The organism is Deinococcus frigens DSM 12807 (genome assembly GCF_000701425.1).
Taxonomy (GTDB): Bacteria; Deinococcota; Deinococci; order Deinococcales; family Deinococcaceae; genus Deinococcus; species Deinococcus frigens.
On sequence record NZ_JNIW01000002.1, the window covers coordinates 25,710 to 44,868 of the forward strand.

Annotated in this window: 18 protein-coding genes and 1 tRNA gene; 11 read left to right on the plus strand and 8 right to left on the minus strand. The window is 67.3% G+C overall.

Annotated elements, in window-relative coordinates:
- Positions 1–158 precede the first annotated feature (158 nt).
- From Q322_RS0100870 to Q322_RS0100880, 3 genes are all read left to right on the plus strand, one after another.
- Positions 159–851, plus strand: a complete 693-nt coding sequence (locus Q322_RS0100870) for a TetR/AcrR family transcriptional regulator (protein ID WP_029475009.1) — start codon at positions 159–161, stop codon at positions 849–851.
- Between the two features lie 271 nt (positions 852–1,122).
- On the plus strand, positions 1,123–1,719 hold the full coding sequence (ruvA, locus tag Q322_RS0100875; protein ID WP_029475011.1) for a Holliday junction branch migration protein RuvA: 597 nt from the start codon (positions 1,123–1,125) through the stop codon (positions 1,717–1,719).
- A 58-nt stretch (positions 1,720–1,777) separates the two neighbouring features.
- Entirely contained in the window at positions 1,778–3,100 is a 1,323-nt protein-coding gene (locus tag Q322_RS0100880; RefSeq protein WP_034417205.1) for a low temperature requirement protein A, read from the plus strand.
- Here the strand turns inward: Q322_RS0100880 and fni are convergent.
- The 3 genes from fni to Q322_RS0100895 form a co-directional block, all read right to left on the minus strand.
- Positions 3,031–4,083: a type 2 isopentenyl-diphosphate Delta-isomerase gene (gene fni / locus Q322_RS0100885; RefSeq protein WP_051667959.1), complete on the minus strand. Its 1,053-nt coding sequence runs from the start codon at positions 4,081–4,083 to the stop codon at positions 3,031–3,033. The two genes, Q322_RS0100880 and fni, sit on opposite strands and share 70 nt — an antisense overlap.
- Positions 4,084–4,217: 134 nt before the next feature.
- A complete protein-coding gene (locus tag Q322_RS21470) occupies positions 4,218–5,081 on the minus strand; it encodes an SGNH hydrolase domain-containing protein (protein WP_029475017.1) in 864 nt (287 codons plus the stop codon).
- A complete protein-coding gene (locus tag Q322_RS0100895) occupies positions 5,057–6,145 on the minus strand; it encodes an acyltransferase family protein (RefSeq protein WP_051667961.1) in 1,089 nt (362 codons plus the stop codon). Before Q322_RS0100895 ends, Q322_RS21470 begins: the two co-directional genes overlap by 25 nt.
- A gap of 328 nt (positions 6,146–6,473) precedes the next feature.
- Here Q322_RS0100895 and Q322_RS0100900 point away from each other — a divergent pair.
- Together Q322_RS0100900 and Q322_RS0100905 are read left to right on the plus strand one after the other, a co-directional pair.
- Positions 6,474–6,550: transfer RNA gene (locus Q322_RS0100900), tRNA-Met, on the plus strand.
- Positions 6,551–6,660: 110 nt separating this feature from the next.
- The gene (locus Q322_RS0100905; RefSeq protein ID WP_029475021.1) at positions 6,661–7,164 is read left to right on the plus strand and encodes a DUF456 domain-containing protein; all 504 of its coding nucleotides are present in this window, start codon (positions 6,661–6,663) and stop codon (positions 7,162–7,164) included.
- Positions 7,165–7,260: 96 nt separating this feature from the next.
- Here the strand turns inward: Q322_RS0100905 and Q322_RS0100910 are convergent, their stop codons facing one another.
- The 5 genes from Q322_RS0100910 to Q322_RS0100935 form a co-directional block, all read right to left on the minus strand.
- Entirely contained in the window at positions 7,261–7,974 is a 714-nt protein-coding gene (locus tag Q322_RS0100910) for a hypothetical protein (protein ID WP_051667963.1), read from the minus strand.
- A gap of 46 nt (positions 7,975–8,020) precedes the next feature.
- Positions 8,021–8,998, minus strand: a complete 978-nt coding sequence (locus tag Q322_RS0100915) for a CPBP family intramembrane glutamic endopeptidase (protein ID WP_029475025.1) — start codon at positions 8,996–8,998, stop codon at positions 8,021–8,023.
- 88 nt (positions 8,999–9,086) lie between these two features.
- A complete protein-coding gene (locus Q322_RS0100920; protein ID WP_029475027.1) occupies positions 9,087–10,103 on the minus strand; it encodes a threonine aldolase family protein in 1,017 nt (338 codons plus the stop codon).
- 273 nt (positions 10,104–10,376) lie between these two features.
- The gene (locus Q322_RS0100930; RefSeq protein ID WP_029475031.1) at positions 10,377–10,670 is read right to left on the minus strand and encodes a DUF7674 family protein; all 294 of its coding nucleotides are present in this window, start codon (positions 10,668–10,670) and stop codon (positions 10,377–10,379) included.
- Positions 10,671–10,672: 2 nt separating this feature from the next.
- Entirely contained in the window at positions 10,673–12,688 is a 2,016-nt protein-coding gene (locus Q322_RS0100935; protein ID WP_029475032.1) for an elongation factor G, read from the minus strand.
- A 524-nt stretch (positions 12,689–13,212) separates the two neighbouring features.
- On the opposite strand from Q322_RS0100935, the gene Q322_RS0100940 reads away from it, so the two are divergent.
- From Q322_RS0100940 to Q322_RS0100960, 6 genes are all read left to right on the plus strand, one after another.
- Positions 13,213–14,067, plus strand: a complete 855-nt coding sequence (locus Q322_RS0100940; protein WP_029475033.1) for a hypothetical protein — start codon at positions 13,213–13,215, stop codon at positions 14,065–14,067.
- Positions 14,068–14,176: 109 nt separating this feature from the next.
- A complete protein-coding gene (locus Q322_RS20440; protein WP_029475034.1) occupies positions 14,177–14,443 on the plus strand; it encodes a MerR family transcriptional regulator in 267 nt (88 codons plus the stop codon).
- Between the two features lie 103 nt (positions 14,444–14,546).
- Entirely contained in the window at positions 14,547–17,990 is a 3,444-nt protein-coding gene (locus Q322_RS0100950; RefSeq protein ID WP_029475036.1) for a hypothetical protein, read from the plus strand.
- On the plus strand, positions 17,987–18,601 hold the full coding sequence (locus Q322_RS22955) for a hypothetical protein (RefSeq protein WP_156952811.1): 615 nt from the start codon (positions 17,987–17,989) through the stop codon (positions 18,599–18,601). Before Q322_RS0100950 ends, Q322_RS22955 begins: the two co-directional genes overlap by 4 nt.
- The gene (locus tag Q322_RS0100955) at positions 18,598–18,831 is read left to right on the plus strand and encodes a hypothetical protein (RefSeq protein ID WP_029475038.1); all 234 of its coding nucleotides are present in this window, start codon (positions 18,598–18,600) and stop codon (positions 18,829–18,831) included. Before Q322_RS22955 ends, Q322_RS0100955 begins: the two co-directional genes overlap by 4 nt.
- Positions 18,828–19,118 carry a hypothetical protein gene (locus tag Q322_RS0100960; RefSeq protein WP_029475040.1) on the plus strand — a complete coding sequence of 97 codons (291 nt, stop codon included), beginning with the start codon at positions 18,828–18,830 and terminating at the stop codon, positions 19,116–19,118. The genes Q322_RS0100955 and Q322_RS0100960 overlap by 4 nt, the downstream gene beginning before the upstream one ends.
- Positions 19,119–19,159 lie beyond the last annotated feature (41 nt).

The following is a 19,159-nucleotide window of genomic DNA, read 5'->3' on the forward strand; positions in this document are numbered from 1 at the left end:
TCATAGCGCCGTCATCCACGCCGGGGGTAGGGTGGAGAGCGGAAGTATGACCGGTGGGAAGCCCCCACTGTTAAGGACTGCCACAAGGCGGGGCGGCGCACGGGACCAATTTAGATTCCAGCGGCGCAGTATCATTGCGCCATGACGGTGGACCGGCCATGAAGGTGGATCGCCAGGAGCAGGACGAGGCGCGGCGTGACCGCATCGCCCGCGCCGCCTTCGAGCTGTTCGCCCGCAGCGGTCTGGAAGCCACCAGCGCCCAGGACATCGCCCGCGCGGCCTTCGTGAGCCGCACCAACCTGTACCGCTACTTTCCCAGCAAGGTGCACATGCTGCTGGCGCACTTTGACAAGGCCGTGCAGGCCAGCCGCGACGACGCCCTGGAACGCCTGCGCGCCGGGGCCAACCCACAGCAGGTCTGGGACAAGGTGATGGCCCGCATGGCGGATCTGGGCGTGCGCTACCGCCACCTGGTGGGCGCGGTGGGCCAGGCCGTGCTGGGCGCGTCCCCGGTGGGACAGGCGGAGGCCGGGGCCAGATCTCCGCTGTCGTTCTCAGATCGCCTGAACCCCTCAGATCGATTGGCCCCCGCCGACGGCCTCAAGACCGCGCTGACGCTGGGCGCGCTGGTGGAACCCGTGCTGCTGGCCATGCAGGCCCAGGGCCGCCTGCGCCCGGACGTGAACATCGCCACGTTGAGCGCCCTGCTGGTAGACGCCTGCCTGCTGGCCCTGTTGCACGGCGGCCACCGTGACCAGCGCGAGGTGCTGCGCGACTGGCAGGACCGCTTCAGCCTGTTGATGTACGGCGCGCTGGCCCCCGGCACAGTGAGCGAGGGCGGGCGGGACTGAGAACGGTCGTGGGCTGGCCGTTCCGAGGCAGGTCCCACAACTGGACCTCTCCGGCCCACTTCCCCTGAGTGGGCAAGCGGGGACATTGCCGTGCTGCGCGGTATTCTGCGCTGCGTAACTCCCTTTGAGGGGAGCTGACGGCGCAGTGGACCGAGGGGTTGTCGTGGGACCTGTCCTGAGCGTCCATACAAAACGGCCTGGTTTCCTGCGCCCCCGTCAATCCTGCCCACGGTCCACATCCCACAGCCCGCAAACCTCTAGAATCGGCGGCGTGATTGCTTACCTGTCCGGCGTGGTGCGCGAGGTGCGCGAGAACAGCGCCGTGGTTGTGGCGGGCGGCGTGGGCTACGAGGTCCAGTGTCCGGCGGGAACGCTGGCCAAACTGGTGGCCGGGCAGCCTGCCGAACTGAACACCCGCTTTATCGTGCGCGAGGACGCCCAACTGCTGTTTGGATTTGCCGACACCGACAGCGTGCGTCTCTTTGACCTGCTGACCGGCGTGAGCGGCGTGGGGCCAAAGCTGGGGCTGGCGATGCTGTCGGCCATGCCGGTATCGGCGCTGGCGCAGGGCCTGCTGAGCGGCGACGCCAAGCTGCTGTCCAGCGTGTCCGGCGTAGGCAAGAAGACCGCCGAACGGCTGGTGCTGGAGTTGCAGGGCAAGGTGCCGGAGCACCTGGCCGCGCCGAGCGTGGGCGGCGTCAAGGCCGCCAGAGTGGCGACGACGGCGGGCCGCGACGCGGTGGACGCGCTGCTGGCCCTGGGCTTCCGCGAGGCCGGGGTGCGCGCGGTGGTGGCCGAGTTGCTGTCTGCCGAGCCGGAGCTGAGCGCCGACGCGCTGATCCGCAAGGGCCTGGGGCGGCTGCGCTAGGCGAACGGATGCGAGGCGGCTTACGGTGGACTGCTGGCCCGTCTGATACATCAGGGCAGTGACCCACAGCCACCCCGACGAAGTGAACATCCACAGGCCAGGCGAGGTGCCTGCCCCTGACCAGCCGGACCAGGGCGAATCGGTCTACCAGGAACAGAAGGTGTCCTGGCTGGAGCTGTTTTTCGATCTGATCTTCGTGGTGGCCTTCGATCAGCTCGCTAAGCGGTTGGGGCAGTCGCCAGATGCGGCGGGCCTGCTGCGCTTCGGGCTGCTATTCGTGGCGGTGTGGTGGGCCTGGGCGGGCAACGCCACCTTTGCGGCCCGCTACGGCAACGAGACCCGCACCTACCGCTGGGGCACGCTGGCGCAGCTCGTGTCGCTGGGCATGATCGCCCTGACGCTGCGCGGGGACCTGATGGACACGGGGGCCGCCTTCGCGCTGGCCTACGGGGCCAACCGGGTGATCCAGGCGGGGCTGTACGTGGCGGTGGCGCGGCGCGGCCCTGCGGTGGCCGCCTTCGCCGGGCGCATGTCGCTGGCCTTTGGCGCGGCGGCGGCGTTGTGGCTGCTGTCGGCGGCGCTGCCGGGCGGCTCGGCAGTTCAGATCGGGCTGTGGTGCGCCGCGCTGCTGCTGGACGTGCTGACCCCGGTGGTGATCCGCAACCACAGCCGCCACGCCCTGCCGCACGAGGGCCATCTGCCCGAACGCGTGGGCCTGCTCCAGATCATCGCGCTGGGGGCGATTGTCACTGAGATCGTGGGCGGCAGCCGCCAGCAGGCGCTGGACGCGGGCAACCTGATTCCGGCGCTGGCCGCCATCGTGACGGCGGTGGCGCTGTGGCGCATGTACTTTGATCAGGCCCGCGCGCTGCCGCTGCTGGGGGCACGGGTGGAGCAGCGGGTGGGCCGCATGCTGGCGTGGCTGTACGGCCACCTGCCCTTCACGCTGGCGGCGGTGGTGCTGGGCGTGGGGCTGGGTCACGGCCTGGCCGCCGCCGGGACAGCCCAGGCTGCCGGGGACCAGCGGCTGGTGGCTGCCTCGCTGGCGCTGGCGCTGCTGACACTGGCCTTTTTGCGCTGGAACTCACTGCGGGTCACGGGAAGCTTTTATCCGGATAGAAGTCTGTCCGTGCTGCTGCTGGGCGCGGGACTGGCGGTGGGACTCGTTTTCCTCGATCTGGACACGTTCCGGGTGCATCTGGCCGTTGCCGCGCTGACCACTGCCCTGGCGCTGATCATTGCCACCGATCCAGCCACGCGGCGGCTGGGCAGGCTGGAGCAGGCGGTGCTGGAGCGACTTGAGGAGGGCGATCAGCCCGGTTCAGTGCAGGACGCCCTGGATGGAACGCCCGAATGCCGCACCGCCGACACGTCCGCGTAACCGCCGACGAACAGGGCCACGCGCAGCTCCTGGATAAAGTTGGCCAGCCAGTCCTCGGCGGCCTCGGCGCTGTCCAGCGCGGGCGCGAGCAACGGACGGGCCACAGCCACCACCCCCGCGCCCAGCCTCAGCGCGCGGGCAGCGTCCAGCCCGGTGCGGATGCCCCCGGAGGCGATCAGCGGCATGTCTGGAGCTGCCCTCCTGGCCTCACGCAACGCCTGAGCCGTCGGCACACCCACCTCGCACAGATCGGGGGTCCGCACCACGCCGTGTTCCACCAGTTGTTCCACCCGCGCCCAACTGGTGCCGCCCGCCCCGGCCACGTCCAGCGCGGCGAATCCCAGTCCTGAAACAGCAGCTACTGTCCACACGTCCAGCCCATGCCCCACCTCTTTCAAAATCACCGGGAAGGGGAGGGCCGGCAGCAGTTCGGCCAGGCGCGCGGTCAGGCCCGCCCAGTTCGTGTTGCCGCCACCCTGCAAGGCTTCTTGCAAGGGGTTGACGTGAATCGCTAGGGCGTCTGCGCCCACGGTCTGCACGGCGCGGATCGCCTCTTCCGGTCCGTAGCCCAGCAAGAATTGCGCCCCGCCCAGATTGCCGATCAGCAGGATGTCGGGAGCGGTCTCGCGGACCTGGAAGGTGGCGGCGGTCTCGGGGCGCTCCAGCATCACGCGCTGCGACCCCAGCATCAGTCCCAAGCCCAGCTTCTGCGCCGCCCGCGCCAGATTGGCGTTGATGCGCCCAGCCCGCTCGGCTCCGCCGGTCATCGCACCGATTAAAACCGGGGCGCTCAGACGGTAACCCAGGAATGTGGTGGTCAGGTCCACCTCGCTCAGGTTGCGCTCGGGCAGGGCGCGGTAGGGCCACGGCACAGTTTCCAGCCCGGTGGTCACGCCCGCGTACTGGCTTGCGGGCAGCAGGCACGCCTCCACATGACGCAGCTTGCGCGCCGCGATCTCGGGCGGGGTGATGAGCGGCGGCACACCAGTCACTCCTACAGCCTAAAGCAGGCGTCCCAGGAAGAGTGTCATCCCGAGTGAAGTCGGAGGGTCTGTTCGACATTGACAAGATGACCTGCCGTCACCTGACCTGCCCAGGACTCTCACTGCCACGTCTTCTACCGTCCCGCACCGCCTGCCTGGCCCCCGGCCAGGAGCGGCGCAGCCCGCACCAGGGCCTGTGCCAGCAGCCGCGAGCCTTCGTCGGTCAGGTGATGGCCGTCCCGGAACAGCATGGTCTGGCCGTCGGCGACACGGCACTCCGGCGTGCAAAATACCGGCGTGGGATCGAAGAACACTGGGCCGAGCGCCTTGAGGGCCGCATTGGCTTCCAGGGACGCTTGGGCGGCGCTGCCGAACGGCTGGCAGCGGGCGCGCGGGGTCAGCGGCGTGTCCGGCGAGCGCAGGCAGTCGATCACCTCCGGGCCGGGCTCGATCACGTTGCCGATCACCGTGACCGGGTGCCCGCTGCGCTCCAGTTGCCGCGTCACGTCCTTTAAGCCTTCACGACCCACGCGCTGCAATTCGGGGGTGGTCAGGTAGTTCTTCCAGCGGGCCACGATGATCACCGGGACCGGGGGCAGCGCTTTCAGGAATCCCAGCGCCGCCATGTTGCGCTCCGCGCACTCGCGCCTGGATGTGCGTGAGCGGGCATACGGCAGCTCGGACACGCCCCACAGCGGCACGCAGGCTGAGGTATAGATGATCTTGACATTCTGTTTCGGCAGTGCCCCGGCCAGTCCCGGAGTCAGGTGCCGGGCATGCGAGTCGCCCCAGACGTAGACCGAGCTGCCCCGGTCTTCCGATGTGGCGCACGTGACGAGCGGCTGCGGGTCCTTGCCCTGACAGAACTTGGACTGCGCCCGCTCCAGCGTCTCCGAGGTGGGGGCCACCACGCCGTTCACCCTCGCGCGGTCCGGCAGGCCGTCGGTGGTCAGGGCCACCGCGCCCGCGCCGATCACCAGGGCGTACAGCGCGGCCACCGGATACAGCCGGGCCGGACGCCGCCCGTGGTCCTTGTGGTCCCGCCGCCCCAGCCGGAAGGGCCGCTCGACCCAACCGTACAGCGCCCAGCCGTGAGTCCCAGCAGCAGCGCCTTGTCCGCCACGCCCAGCTCGCGCAGGGCGATGAAGCGGTAAAACACGTAGACCGGCCAGTGCGTCAGGTACAGCGAGTAGCTCAGCACGCCCAGCCTCACGGTGGCCCGGTGGCTCAGCAGGCGGTGCACCAGGCCCGTCCGGCTGCCGTGAATCAGCGCGGCGCTGAACAGGGCCACCACAGCGGCGTTCCAGCCGGGGAAGGTGGAGGCGTCCGACAGCACGCCGGCCATCACCAGCAGACCTACCAGTCCCACCAGGCCGGTGACCTGACCGAAGCGGCGTTCCAGCGAGAGCGGCAGCCACAGCAGCAGCGCTCCGAAGCCGAACTCGAATATGCGGTACGGCGTGATGTAGAAAGCCGCCTGCGGCAGACGCTGCGTGGACACCACGCAGAAGACCAGCGAAACGACGCTCACGGCGGCGATCACCCACGGGGTGGCCTTCTTGCCCACGAAGCGCAGAGTCAGGAGCATGAAAGCGGGCCACACGAAGTAGAACTGCTCCTCGACGCTTAGGGACCACATGTGCAGCAGCGGCTTGGTGGCCGCGCTGGGGTCAAAGTAGCCGGACGCGAAGTACAGCTCCCGGTTGGCGAGCGAGAACGCCGCCATGACGCTCAGTTTGCCGTGGTTGGCCAGCATTTCCGGGGAGAACAGCAGCGTGGCCAGCAGGCTGGTCACGGCGATCACGGCGATCGAGGCGGGAATCAGGCGGCGGAAACGGCGGACATAGAACTGGACGAAGGAAAACGTGCCGGTCTCGACCTGCTGGCGCAGGATGCCCGAGATCAGGAAACCGGAGATCACGAAGAAGATGTCCACCCCGATAAAGCCGCCCCGGAAGGGCGGAATCTCGAAGTGGTAGAAGATGACGGCCAGCACCGCCAGGGCGCGCATTCCGTCCAGCTCCGGGCGGTAGGCGAGGGACCGGGGTTGGGCTTCAGTCATGGTTGCCCAGGGTGGGCCAGGGTTCGTTCATATCGCCTCCGCGTCCAGCACCGCTCTATTCTGAAGTTCGCAGGTTTCAAGACCGTTAAACTATAAAGTCAGCGCTTCCTCTCCGGGCGAAATAGTGTTGGTAAGTCTCTACACAGCCTCTTCAGAAGGGTGTCCACAGAGATGCGGACGTGACGAGGAACTCCGGTTTTTACCCTCTGTGCACTATGGCAACCCCAGGCACAGTTGACAGTCCGGGCAGGGGGCTGTACTATTCCCAAGCGCTGAGAAGAGCAAGACCGCGTGAGGCACGTAGAAAGTTTAGAGTTCATCACGGTCACGCAGGGTAGAGCAGTCTGGTAGCTCGTCGGGCTCATAACCCGGAGGTCGCAGGTTCAAATCCTGTCCCTGCAACCAACAGTATGGTCCCCACTTCACGGTGGGGGCTTTTTCATGGCGTGTTGAAAGTTTGAACGCAAGAGCCGGGGCGGAACTTCAGACCCTTGCGCGCCGTACTGTGCAGCGATATGAGCCTCGCCTTTCTGATTTTTCTGGTCGCCTGGACCGTGGGCATGGTGGCGACGTTCGTGCCGGTGCTGCCCGCCACACTGATCATCTTTCTAGGGGCGCTGGGCGCGACGCTGCTGGACGGCTTCCAGGTGTGGCCAGACCTGCCGTTCCTGCTGACCTTCGGGGCGCTGACCATTCTTATTGGCTTCGTGGACAACCTGGCCTCGGCGTGGGGGGCGCGGCGTTACGGCGGCAGCAAACAGGCGATCTGGGGGGCATTGATTGGCGGGCTGGCCGGGCTGTTCATACCCTTCGGGCTGATCGTGGGGCCGCTGGTGGGGGCGCTGCTGGCCGAATTGCTGCTGGTCCGCAAGAACCTGCCGGACGCGCTGCGCTCCGCGTGGGGAACGCTGGTGGGCCTGCTGACCGGGCTGGCCGCCAAACTGGTGCTGCACCTGCTGATGGGCATCTATGAGCTGTGGCGGTTGTGGGACCCGGCACGGAGTGTCTTTGCGGGCTAGAGAAAGTGCAACCCACCTGAGGTCATGGCCTGCCCAGTGGATCTCTGTTTCACGGTGGAAAAAGGGTGATCTCCTGCTGGCCTCTTTACCTCGCATTCACCTCGCAAACAGGAGCGGTGAAACTCCGATCAACTGGATGGCCAGCGCGGGCAGCAGCGGCAGCAGCGTGCCCATGACCGCCTGGATGGGCCGCTCAGTCAGGCGGCGGAAGGCGGCGTAGACGAGGCCGAACTGAGCTGCCGTGCCCAGCAGCGTGACCACCACCAGTGCGAACCCGGCGGAGGTCTGGAAGGTCTGGGCCAGGGCGGCGCGCTCCAGCAGCCGGGGATCGCTCCCCAGGGCGCTGACGCGGGCGGCGTCGGGCAGGAAGGCGGCGGCGGGGGTCAGGGCCGTGACCACGATCACCAGCAGGTACAGCGGCGGCATCAGGGCAAAGCTGGCCCCGTAGACTTCCGCCGCCCGTCCCCTAAAGCCAGCACCCACCCGCCCAAAGCCCCACATCAGCACGAAGATGAACACGCTTAAAAAGGTAGTCCCCAGGGTGTTGACGGCGGAGGTGGCGAAGTTGGGTCCGGCCACCCCGCTGTTCGCCGCCGCGAAGGCTGCCGCGTGGCGCACCAGCAGCGTGTAGGCGACGCCGCCCAGCAACCCGGCCACCACCGGCACCCAGATGTAGCGCCACCACACCAGATCCACCTCATTGAGCTGCGCCACGAAGCTGCCTGGGCTGACCAGCAGCGTGGCAGGGGTGGGCGGCTCTGGCAGCGGAGCCGGTGGACTGTTCTTGCTGGACTTGCGGGGAGAGGCCATAAGCCCCGCCATGCTAGCGGCTGGGGCGCGGGACACAGAAGTCTGATCAGAACAGCGCGCTTCTCAGATCGGAAAACCACAGCCCCACCTGCGGAAAGCTCAGGGCCACCGCCACCGCGCCGAACAGCACGATGACCACATAGGCCAGACTCAGCCACGGGCCGGGGGCGCTGCGCTCCTGCATGTCGGGCCGGGGTGTCAGCCACAGGTGCAGGACCACCAGCACCGCCACGCCGAACAGCAATGCACCCAGCGCCAGCGGCAGCCTCAGGGCCGGGTTGCTCAGCAGTTCAGTGGCCCGTGCCGGGTTGCCCAGGTTCTTGCCGGCCAGGAATGCGCCCAGGCCCACCGCCAGGGTGTTGTTCAGCGCGTGGACGATGACGCCGTTCCACAGGCTCCCGCTGTGCTGCACCAGCCGCGCCAGCACGTAGGCCAGCGGCAGAATCCCGGCGATGCTGGCCGGAACGCCGTGCGCCACTGAGAACGCGAAGGTAGAGGTCAGCGCGGCCACCGTAAAGCCCGCCGCCCGCTCGTGGCCGCGCATCAGCAGGCCCCGGAAGGCGACTTCCTCGGCGAAGGGAATCAGAATCCCTGCCGCCAGCAGCAGCGCCCACAGGTCCGGCCCGCTGCTCAGGAACTGCGGCACCGAGTCCGCCGCGCTGGGAAAAAAGGTGATGTAGGCCAGCGCAAAGGCGCGGGACGCCAGAAAGGCCAGCACAAAGGCCGCCAGCGCCAGCCCCCACGACGGCGGCGTGCGCCAGCGGGTGTCCTGGGCCAGCGCCCGCACGGTGGGTCGGAAGAACAGAAACGCTGCCAGCACCACCACCACGAACGAGCCGAGCAGCGCCGTTCCCAGCGGCACGCGCTGGGCGATCAGCAGCGCCGAGACCACGTTCTGAATCACCAGCAGGCTCAGCGCAGCGCGGTTGCCGTCCACCGCGCGGATACCAGCGGGCGGCTTCGGGAGCTGTGGCCCGTCCGGCCAGACCTGGGAAGCGGGGGGATCGGTGTCGGGCGCGGTCATGCCACAGAGGGTACAGCGCCGCCCACGGGACACGCCTCCGCTGAAAGGGGGAGGATTCTTGAGGAAGGAGGAGCAGCAAACCCACGCTCTACGCTTGCGTCAGCACCTCGATCGCACCCGCCAGCGCCTCGTCCCCCGTCTGATGGTGCAGCACGAAGCGCACCGAATCCGGCCCCAGCGCGCTTGCCAGCACGCCCTGCTCGGCCCATTTCGCCACATGTTGGGCGGCGTCGGGCAGGGTGGCGTAGATGATGTTGGTCTGGACGGCACTCAGATTTACGTCGAAGCCCGCGTGTGCCAGCGCCCCGGCCAGTTGGCGGGCGCGGCGGTGGTCTTCCTTCAGTCGGACGGGGCCGTCACGCACGGCCACCAGAGCGGCGGCGGCCAGCACCCCGGCCTGGCGCATGCCGCCGCCCAGCATCTTGCGGTAGCGGTGGGCCTGTTTCATGGCCCCGGCACTGCCCACCAGCACGCTGCCCACGGGTGCGCCCAGCCCTTTGCTGAGGCACACGCTGACGGTGTGAAAGTGCCGCGTGATCTGGGACACCGGCACGCCTTGCGCCGCCGCCGCGTTGAAGACCCGTGCGCCGTCCAGGTGCAACGGCAGGCCCTCGGCCTCGGCCACCGCGCGGATTGCCTCGATGACCTGTAGCGGAATAACCGTGCCGCCCGCCTTGTTGTGGGTGTTTTCCAGGCTGATCAATCCGGTGGGCGACTGATGGATGCTGTGGCGCACGGCCAGGCGCACCTGTTCGGGGTCCGGCACCCCCAGCGGCGCAGGCACGAAGCGCGGCACCACGCCGGAAAAGGCCGCCATCATACCCAGCTCCCACTCGTAGATGTGGCTGCCCTCGGCGCAGATGACCTCCTCGCCCCGGCGGGTGTGCAGCGCAATCGCCACCTGGTTGGTCATGCTGCCGGACGGCATGAACAGGCCCGCCTCATGTCCGGTCAGGCGGGCGACTTCGGTTTGCAACTCGTTGACGGTGGGGTCCTCGCCGTACACGTCGTCGCCCACCGCCGCCGAGGCCATCGCGGCGCGCATCTCGGGGGTGGGCGTGGTAACGGTGTCGGAACGCAGGTCGGCAATCACGGCTTGAGGCATGAAGAGGATGCTACGCGCTCAGCAGGAGATGGGGAACAGGGAGGACGGCTTTTTGCAGCCCGCTCTGAAGATCACGTTTTTCTGCGAACACTGCGCCGAGCCTTTCTTCTTTGACCCTGAAGTTCCAGCCTTGTCATGGATTGTGGATCGCGGTAGGTCCGCTCCTTCTCAACAACAGCTTCAAGACTTTCCGAGTCATGTCCGAATGTCGTGAGCATCTCTCGCCAGCATGCCAGCGAGGCGGGACCGAGCCACGACAGGAACACGTCGGGGTCAAGCTGGGGGTTCGCAAGCGCCTGATTGATTGACCGCGTGATTTTGCAATCCCTCTATCAATCCTGCTCCCATCAAGGTCCGAACCTCCTGATCGCCCTCTACGAACAGACGTTCCACGCAGGCGAATAGGGCGGTAAGTTCGGAGTCCTGATCCTCTGTGGCCGCAGCTACGGCTCCTCTCGCGGCGGTGGCGACGTCTAGATAGTTTGAACCCGAATCCTCCAACTCGTCTTCAATCCTTGGAAATGCCTGGAGCAGCAGGTGCCTGATTTCCCAGAGGGGGGTGGTCATGTTCAGCCCGCAGCCACCTCCGCCCTTTTCTCCTCAATAATCTTCTTCGCCAGATGGTCCGGCACGTCCTGGTAGCCGTGCGGTTTGACGCTGAAGGCCCCCCGGTCCCCCGTCAACGAGCGCAGATCGGCGCTGTAACTTTGTAGCTCCGCCTGCGGCACCACGGCGCTGATGGTGATGACCGTGCCGCCGGTGTCCATGCCCTGCACGCGGGCGCGGCGCGTTTGCAGGTCGCTGATCAGGTCACCCGTGAACGAGGCGGGCGCGCGGACCTTGAGCAATACGGCGGGTTCCAGCAGGCCGGGCCGGGCGTTCTCCAGCGCGTTGCGTAACGCCATTCCCCCTGCCATCCGAAAGGCAATGTCTGAACTGTCTACATCGTGATAACTGCCGTCCAGCACGGTCACACGCACGTCTTGCAGCGGGTAGCCTGCCAGACTGCCCTTGATCATGGCCTCCTGAACGCCCTTCTCGATGCTGGGCAGGTACTTGCCAGGAATCGCGCCGCCCACCACCGCACTCCTGAATTCAAAATCCTCGCCGGGTTCGATGCGAATGGTGCAGTCGCCGTACTGCCCGTGGCCGCCGCTCTGTTTCCTGTGCTTGCCCTGCGCCTCGGCGGCGGCGTGGATGGTCTCGCGGTACGCAATCTGCGGCGTGGTGGTGGTCACGGTCACGCCCTGCGCGGCCAGTTTCTCGGCGGCAATCGTCAGGTGCATGTCGCCCATGCCGCTCAGCAGTTGCTCCCCGGTCTGCGGGTCACGCCGGAAGTGCAGGGTGGGGTCTTCCTCCATCAGGCGGGTCAGCGCCGCGCCCAGCTTGTCCTCGTCCTGGCGGCCAGCCGGGTGCAGGGCCACCGTATGCGCCGGATCGGGCAGCCACAGCGCGTCGTACTGGATCGGGTGGGCGGGATCGGCCAGCGTGTCCCCGGCGTGCAGATCGGTCAGTTTGGTCAGCACGCCGATCATTCCGGCCCGCAGCTCCGGCACCTCGGTCAGCTCCTTGCCGCCTACCAGGTAGAGGTGGGCGGGCTTGACCTCGGTATCGCCTCGCGTGGTGTTCAGGACGGTATCGCCGGGCCTCAGGGTGCCGCTATACACGCGGATGTACGCCAGCTTGCCCACGAAGGGGTCGATGCTGACCCGCCACACGCGGGCGCTGAAGGGCGCGTCGGGCGTCGGCTCGCGGTTCTGGCCGTCCAGCCCGGTGGTGGGACCACGCTCGCGGGCGCTGCGCAGACCCGTGACCATCAGCTCCAGCAGTTGCGGAAGACCGATTCCGGTCGTGGCGCTGACCGGAATCACCGGATACAGCGTGCCCGCATGGATGGCCCGCAGCAAGGCGGCGTGCAGATCCCCGGTGCCGATCTTCTCGCCCTCTAAAAAGCGTTCCATTAAAGCGTCGTCGGACTCGATGATGGCGTCGGTCAGGCTGCCCTGCGCTTCCTTGAGGGTGGAGCGCATGTCGGAGGGGACCTCGCCGCCGTCTCCAGTTTCCCCAGTCAGGACGTTCACCACGCCCCGGAACTCCGGCCCCTCGCCAATCGGCAGATACAGCGGCGCGACACTGCCCGGCAGGCTGGAGCGCAGGTCGGCCAGCACGGCAGAGAAGTTGGCCCGTTCGCGGTCCATCTTGTTGATGGCGATCAGGCGCGGCATGTTGAATCGGTCCGCCGTGGCCCACACGCGCTCGGTGCCCACTTCCACGCCGCTCACGCCGCTGACCACCATTAACGCAGCGTCGGCGGCGCGGATGCCGCCGCGAATCTCGCGCACGAAGTCGGCGTAACCGGGCGTGTCCAGCACCGTCATATCGGTGCCCTCGAAGTTCAGGCGCACGACGCCGGTGGTGATGGAAAAGCCGTGCGCCTTCTCGGCGTCGGTGTGGTCGCTCTGGGTGGTGCCGTCCTCCACCCTGCCGGGACGTGAAATGGCCCCGCTGTGGTGCAGCAGGGCTTCGCAGAGCGTGGTTTTCCCAGCGCCGCTGTGCGCGGCGAGACTGACAATACGAACGGGCATTCCTAGACCACCGATCCTTTTGAGTCAAAAAGAGGGAGCGGGGCGAACGGCCTCCGGCGCGGACAGGGATGTTGGTGGACGCAGTTTACACCCGATCTGGAGCGTGGGCGAATTGGAAGGCGGGGCAAAGAAGTACGCGCTGCGTGGTCTCGGAGAACAGCCGGCGCTCTGGCGGGCAGTGGGTGTGCCCGATGCAGGCCACGCCGGGCCAGATGGCGCAGAAACCGGGCTGGGCTAAAAGCGAAGGCCCGCGCTGGGCGGGCCTGTTGATGGTGGATCGCCTCGGACTTGAACCGAGAACCCGCTGATTAAAAGTTAAACTTTCGGCCTTTCGGGCAGGTCTAGCACTTCCGGCCCTGTCCAGTTGGATAGTGTGCCAGACGGTAGAAACGGCGAAGAGGAAGAGGTCAGGTGTCCGGCTGTGTGGGTTGTCTTCCGGGGGCATATGGGCCACAGATGGGCCACGCCCACCCGCTGATTAAACGCTACAGGACAGCCCCGGCCATATCGTATACACTGGCCCCATGTCCAGCGCGCCCACCCTGAACGCCTACCCGTCCCCCCAGTGGGCGGCGGTGGTGTCCGGCGTGGCCTGGAAGGCGTACACCCTGGCCCCGGACGGCGGCGCGCTGTCTGTGGAAGCCATACGCGGCCCGGTGATCGTGTGGGCGAAGGCGGGCGGCGAAGAGGAAGCTGTCAAGCTGGCCCCGCCCACGCCTTCGCCGTTGGAAGTCCGGGCAGCGGCTGTTAATGCGGCCCCGCACTTCGAGCGGTTCAGGTGGGCAGCGCGTGGGGAGGTACAGCCTAGCGTCTGGTGGAAGACCGGCGCGCGCGTCAGGCGTGCGCGGAAGCTTGAAGCCTTACGACAGGTCAGGGCCACGTCCCGGCTTATCCAGCGCCGTGCTGAAGGGCGCACCGGGATACAGGGACGCCCGGCAGACCGGACAGCGAAGGGAAGACGGGCGGCGGTGCGGGAAGCTTTCCATGAGCGTAAGGCTGGGATTTTGCGCTCGCTCTACCCGTCCCCTCTGGGCTTCTGGCATCCTGACGGCATAGACCTGGAAGCCCTGGAAATGTTGCGCGAAGCGGCGGGGGTCTTACGCCGTGGTGAATGCCCGTACAACGCGGCAGAACTTTTAGAAGGTGCTGGGCTGGCCCTTTCTGTGCTGGGCTACCGTGCCGAGTTAGGCCATCTGATCGCGGCGCGGCACGGGCAGGCGAAGAGTCTCGAATATGCGCTTAGCTTTCTTGAACGGGCGGCCCGGCGCGCCCACCTGGCCCGGCGCGTTAAGCCCATCGCACGGCGTACCCGTGTCCGGCGTCCGCTGTATGCCAGACCACGGCCCCCCACGGCCCCACTTGCTCCCCCTGTGATCTAAGCGAAGCGCACAGCTACCGCTTAGACCCGCTGCTGTCTGTAGAAGACGCGCGGCCCGGATTAGACCGGGACACCCTGACCGGCGAAGTCTGGCAGGGACGGGGCAACCCATGACAACCCTTCGAGAAGTGACCGCACAGACCGTTAGACCTACGGAAGCACCGGCCTACGCCCTGCCCGCTGCTGACTTGCAACCTGTGGCCCTGCGCCCTTCGCAACTCGTGAAGCGCTACAGCCTGCCGCGTGACCGCGTGTATAAGGCCATCAACTCTCAGGAATTGCCCGCCTATGACGTGGGCAGTCCGGCCCGGCCCGCCTTCCTCGTGCGTATCACTGACATAGAAACGTGGCTAGAAACGCTTCGCGTGGGCAAATGAAAGCGCCCGGCGTGCAGACCGGGCGGGCGGGCAAAGCGGGACAGCTTCGCCTACACAATACGGGACAGGCCCGCGCCCTGTGTCCCTTCGCCGGGGTCAGGCTGTGAGCGCTCTGACTGACGCCCTGGCCCACCTGACGCCCGGCGCGGTGCTTCGCCGTCTGGCGGCGCATCTGGGCAAGCCCACGCCCCACCTGATCGGCAGTCAGCATGAGGGGGCGCTGTGCGACTTCCGAGACGGGCAGGAAGAGGAAGACCCGTCTCTGTCCTACGGGGCTGGAAAGGGTGGCCCGGTCTTTAATCGGTTTGGTGGTGACGGCTTCCAGGGCGGCGCGCTGGCCTTCCTCGTCTCGTCAGGCATCCCACAGCCGGAAGCCGTGGCCCTGCTACTCGACTGGGCAGGGGTGAAGGAAGAGGGGTGGAAGCCCGGCGAAGGGAAGGCGCGGCCCGGAATCCGCGTCACAGGGAAGCGCGCGGCAGACCTGGCCCGCATGACCGGCAAACTGGAAAAGCTGGCCCCGCTGGAAGAGACGGAAGTGGTCAAGCGCCTACGCGGCTGGGAACGCCTGACGCCGGACAGCGAAGGGCCGGAAGCGGTGGAAGTGGCCCGGCGTGGCCTGACTGTGGCCCTGACCGGGCAGCTTGCGGCCTACAGGTGGACAGGCAGGGAAGGCCCGGAAGGTGGGCCGTGGAAGACGTTCAGGCTTCCGGGCCACATCCTGCCCGGCGCGCTGGCCTTCGAGGTCACAGGGCCAGACGGGAAGCCGTGGGCCTTAAAAGTCCGCAACCCTGGCAGCAAGGAAGACCTGAAAGCGTCCGGGGCCAATCGATACGCCTATATCGGCAAAGGCCAGGGCGCACCGGCCCACTTCCTGCCCGGCGAAGGGGAAACGCTGGCCCACATCATTACAGAGGGTGAGCTAAACGCCGTGGCTGTGCGGATCATGCTGGACGCGGCGCTGTCCGGCGCGGGTGGCCCACCCAGCGAAGCGGCGCGCGGCTTCGCCGTCCAGGGCGTAGCCAGTTCGGAAGCTGTGCCGCATGTCTCACCTGTCAAAGATGGTCAGGCGGTTTACATCTATGCAGATGGTGACGCGGCGGGGGATAAGGCGCGGCAGACGTGGGCGGCGCTGTTCTATGCCAGGGGCGCGCGGGTGTACCAGATCGGAGAGAACCGGGGGCTGTTCAGTTTCAAGCCGGACGGGGGCAGTGAGTACAAGATGGACGCAGACGCCTGTGACGCCCTGGGCAACGTGGGCCAGTTCAGCACGCCGGACAGGACAGCGGCTTATCGGGGTGGGAAGCTGCTGGAAGCAATCGGAGCGGCCCGCCTATGGAAGCCTGCCCCTTCGCCGGAAGAGGCAGATGGCCCAGCAGATCAGGGCCAGAGCGAAGACGGGACCGTGTGGACTTCCAAGCGCAGCGGCTACGGCATCCGGGCCGGGAAGCTGTGCGCCCTGACCCTGAAGAAAGGCGAAGACGGCGAAGACTTCGAGAGCGTGGAAACGCTGGCAGACTTCGCGGCCTATATCGCGGCGGAAGTGACACAGGAAGACGGGTCAGGCGAAGGCGCGCGGGTCTTCGAGATGGAAGGGACACGCCCAGACGGACGGCCCATGAATCCGCCCCATGTGACGGTCACAGCGGCAGAGTTTACCGGCATGGGGTGGGCGGTGGCGAAGTGGGGCGCGTCCGGCATTGTCCACGCCGGGCAGGGCAAGAAAGATAAGGCGCGGGCCGCTATCCAGATTCTTAGCCAGGCGCGCGGCGTACCAGAGCGCACGGTGTACCAGCACACCGGCTGGACCGTCCACCCGGAATACGGCCCCGTCTACCTGACGGCGGGCGCGGTGATCGGGAAAGGCGGCGCGGTGGAAGGCGTGACCGTGGAACTGTCCGGGCGGCTGTCCGCTTACGCCCTGCCAGACCCGGCGAAGGCGGAAGCCCTGGAAGTCCGGGCCGCTGTCCGGGCGTCCCTGGCCCTCTTGGACCTGGCCCCGGACGGCGTAAGCGTGCCGGTGCTGGGCGCGGCTTACCGGGCGGCGTTAGGCCCGGCAGACTTCGCGGTGTGGGTGACAGGCGAGACGGGCCGGAATAAGACGGCCTACATGGGCCTGGTCATGGCCCACCACGGGGCCGGGTGGTCTAGAAAGTATCTGCCGGACGGGTGGAACAGCTCGGCAAACGCCCTAGAGCGCAGCGCCTTCACCGTGAAAGACGCCCTCTTTCTCATCGATGACTTTAAGCCCGCTGGCAGTCAATCCGATACGGCGAAGGCTCAGGCGTCTGTCTCGCGCATCTTCCAGGGGCTAGCAGACGGTCAGGGCCGGGCCACGCTCACGGCAGACCGGAAGAGCCGGGCCGGACTGTGGCCCCGTGGTCTGGTTATGTCCAGTTCGGAAGATCTTCCGCGCGGCCACGGCAACCGGGCGCGGGCCGTGATTGTGGAAGTGACCCGGCCCCTGATCGGGAAAGATAAGGCGAAGTCTGCCGCCTTCTATGACGGCGAAGAGAAAGCGGCGGCGGGTGTCTACGCGCTGGCCCTGGCTTCGCTGATTCAGGCCACGGCGGCAAACTTCGAGGGCGTCCGGGCAGGTGGGGCCGCGTGGCGTGCGCGCGTCCGGCAACTGGCCCCCCACTTCGAGGGCCAGCACGGGCGCACCGGGGACGCGGCGGCAGAACTGGCCTACGGCTGGGAAGTCTTTCTTTCCTTCGCCGTGGCTGTGGGGGCCGTCTCGCAGGAAGAGGCGCGGGCCTACTGGCAGCGCGTGACCGTGGCCCTGGAAGAGACGTCACAGGGCCAGGCGGAACACCTGACGGAAGCGGACCCGGTGGCCCGCGCGCTGTCTGTGCTGTCCGGTCTGCTGAGTCAGGGCCGCGTCTTTCTCGAAGACCGGGGCGAAGGTGGCCCCCCACCGGCAGACGTGGCCCCCATGTGCGGCTATGAGCGGCGCGTCTTTCGTGGGCCAGACGGCGGCGAAGAGGAAAAGTATCAGACCCGGCCCGGCGCGGTCCTCGTGGGGTGGTACTCGAAGACAGGCGGGGATGAGTGGGGCCACTTCCTGCCAGACGCCTTACATGAGCAGCTACAGCGGGCGGTCAGTCATCAAGCCGGGGCCATCCTGCCAGACGCCGCGAAGCTGTGGGCCAACATGCGGGACCGCCTTCACCCTCAAGGGCTGATGAAATGCGAAGCGGAAGCCGGGGGCCGGACGCGGGCTACAGCGAAGACCACGAAGCCGGACGGCTCACGTCAACAGTTGCTCACTCTTCGCCTTCCATTACAGGGGGCTTATGAAGTAGTGGGGACACTGGGGACAGTGGGGACAGACAGCACGGGAAGCACGGCTAGCACGGCGTCCAGACCTGTCCCCACCTTTAATTATTTTTGTGATGGTCTGGGGACAGTGGGGACACCTTTAGTAGAAGTGCCTTCTCTTTCGCCGGAAGCTGTGCCGCCCGCTGGCCCGCTGGAAGACCCGTCATGGGATGACCTGACGGGCGGCGTGCTGGAAGGCGAAGACCTGCTAGACGTGGTGAAGCTGTGAGCGGGCAGGCGGTGGGCGTGTCTGGTCTGCTGGCCCTACTCGAAGCCGTGGGCGCACGTCTGACGCTGGACGGGGACGGCCTGGCCCTGACGGGCAAGCGCCCACCCGTGGCCCTGCTGGACGCGGTGAAGGCCAGGCGGGCGGAAGTGCTGGCCCATCTTCGAGGCGAAGCTACGGCGAAGGCAGAGGCAGCGGGCGGCGGGGAGGTTGTAACAAAATGCGACAACCTGCCCCCACCGTGGGAAGACCTGGCCCCGGACGCTTCCTCTTCGCCGGTCAATACTTCCGTTAAGGGCGCGCTTACCCTGGCCCGCCCGGACTGGATAGCGGAAGCGGCGAAGCCGGGCCACTGTGGAACTTGTGCGCGGTGGGAAGTGGCCCCGGAATGGGGCGCGCACATGGGGACGTGCGGCTGTCCCTCTTCCGGCTGGCCTGACAACACCCGGCCCCTTTCAATCTGTGCGGGCCACAGGTGCGCGGCCTACCGTGGCGACGGCGAAGAAATAGGCCGGGGCTATAAGGCCAGGGCCAGCGGTAGGCGCAGCGGCCCGGCCCCGCTTCCACCCGTGCCGCTCGAAGACGGCGCACGCCGGGCAACGGTGGCCCCATGACCGGCGTTCAGTGGGCGTGCCTGATGGTGTACGCCCGGAATATGCCGGACGGGCCACAGCGGCGCGCGGTGGGCCTGCTGTGCGTCAGGAATAAGCCCGCGCGGTTTACCACGGCCATGATTACAGCGGGTGGTCTGGGCTTGATCGTGCGCGGCAAACTGACAGCGGAAGGGGACGCCCTGGCGCGCACCGTTCTCAGGCGCGAAGGTCTGGGGATGGTGGCCCCATGATCGCGCCCACCATGACGCCACAACATGCCCGGCTGACCCTGGAAGGCTTACGGGTGCGCTATCTGTGTCAGGCAGACAGTGAGGGCGCGGGCTTCGCGGCGCGGGCGCTGGCCCGTCTGCCGGAAGCGAAGCGGAGCGAAGTCAGAGCGGCCCGCGAAGTCCTGGAAGCGGTGGGCATCATTGACCGGGCCGGGGCGCTGCTACCCGCTGGCCTGCCCCTGGCCTTCCAGGTGGGCCAGGCGGTCACAGCGGGCGAAGCCCTGCCCGGTCTGCCGGTGGCCCCATGACCTTCCTCTCAGATCGGAGTGAAAGCCGTACACCCGGCGAA

Coding starts and splice junctions, on each gene's coding strand:
- Q322_RS0100870 (WP_029475009.1), top strand. CDS start 159: ATGAAGGTGGATCGCCAGGAGCAGGACGAGGCGCGGCGTGACCGCATC.
- Q322_RS0100895 (WP_051667961.1), bottom strand. CDS start 6,145: ATGACTGAAGCCCAACCCCGGTCCCTCGCCTACCGCCCGGAGCTGGAC.
- Q322_RS0100905 (WP_029475021.1), top strand. CDS start 6,661: ATGAGCCTCGCCTTTCTGATTTTTCTGGTCGCCTGGACCGTGGGCATG.
- Q322_RS0100910 (WP_051667963.1), bottom strand. CDS start 7,974: ATGGCCTCTCCCCGCAAGTCCAGCAAGAACAGTCCACCGGCTCCGCTG.
- Q322_RS0100915 (WP_029475025.1), bottom strand. CDS start 8,998: ATGACCGCGCCCGACACCGATCCCCCCGCTTCCCAGGTCTGGCCGGAC.
- Q322_RS0100920 (WP_029475027.1), bottom strand. CDS start 10,103: ATGCCTCAAGCCGTGATTGCCGACCTGCGTTCCGACACCGTTACCACG.
- Q322_RS0100930 (WP_029475031.1), bottom strand. CDS start 10,670: ATGACCACCCCCCTCTGGGAAATCAGGCACCTGCTGCTCCAGGCATTT.
- Q322_RS0100935 (WP_029475032.1), bottom strand. CDS start 12,688: ATGCCCGTTCGTATTGTCAGTCTCGCCGCGCACAGCGGCGCTGGGAAA.
- Q322_RS0100940 (WP_029475033.1), top strand. CDS start 13,213: ATGTCCAGCGCGCCCACCCTGAACGCCTACCCGTCCCCCCAGTGGGCG.
- Q322_RS20440 (WP_029475034.1), top strand. CDS start 14,177: ATGACAACCCTTCGAGAAGTGACCGCACAGACCGTTAGACCTACGGAA.
- Q322_RS0100955 (WP_029475038.1), top strand. CDS start 18,598: ATGACCGGCGTTCAGTGGGCGTGCCTGATGGTGTACGCCCGGAATATG.
- Q322_RS0100960 (WP_029475040.1), top strand. CDS start 18,828: ATGATCGCGCCCACCATGACGCCACAACATGCCCGGCTGACCCTGGAA.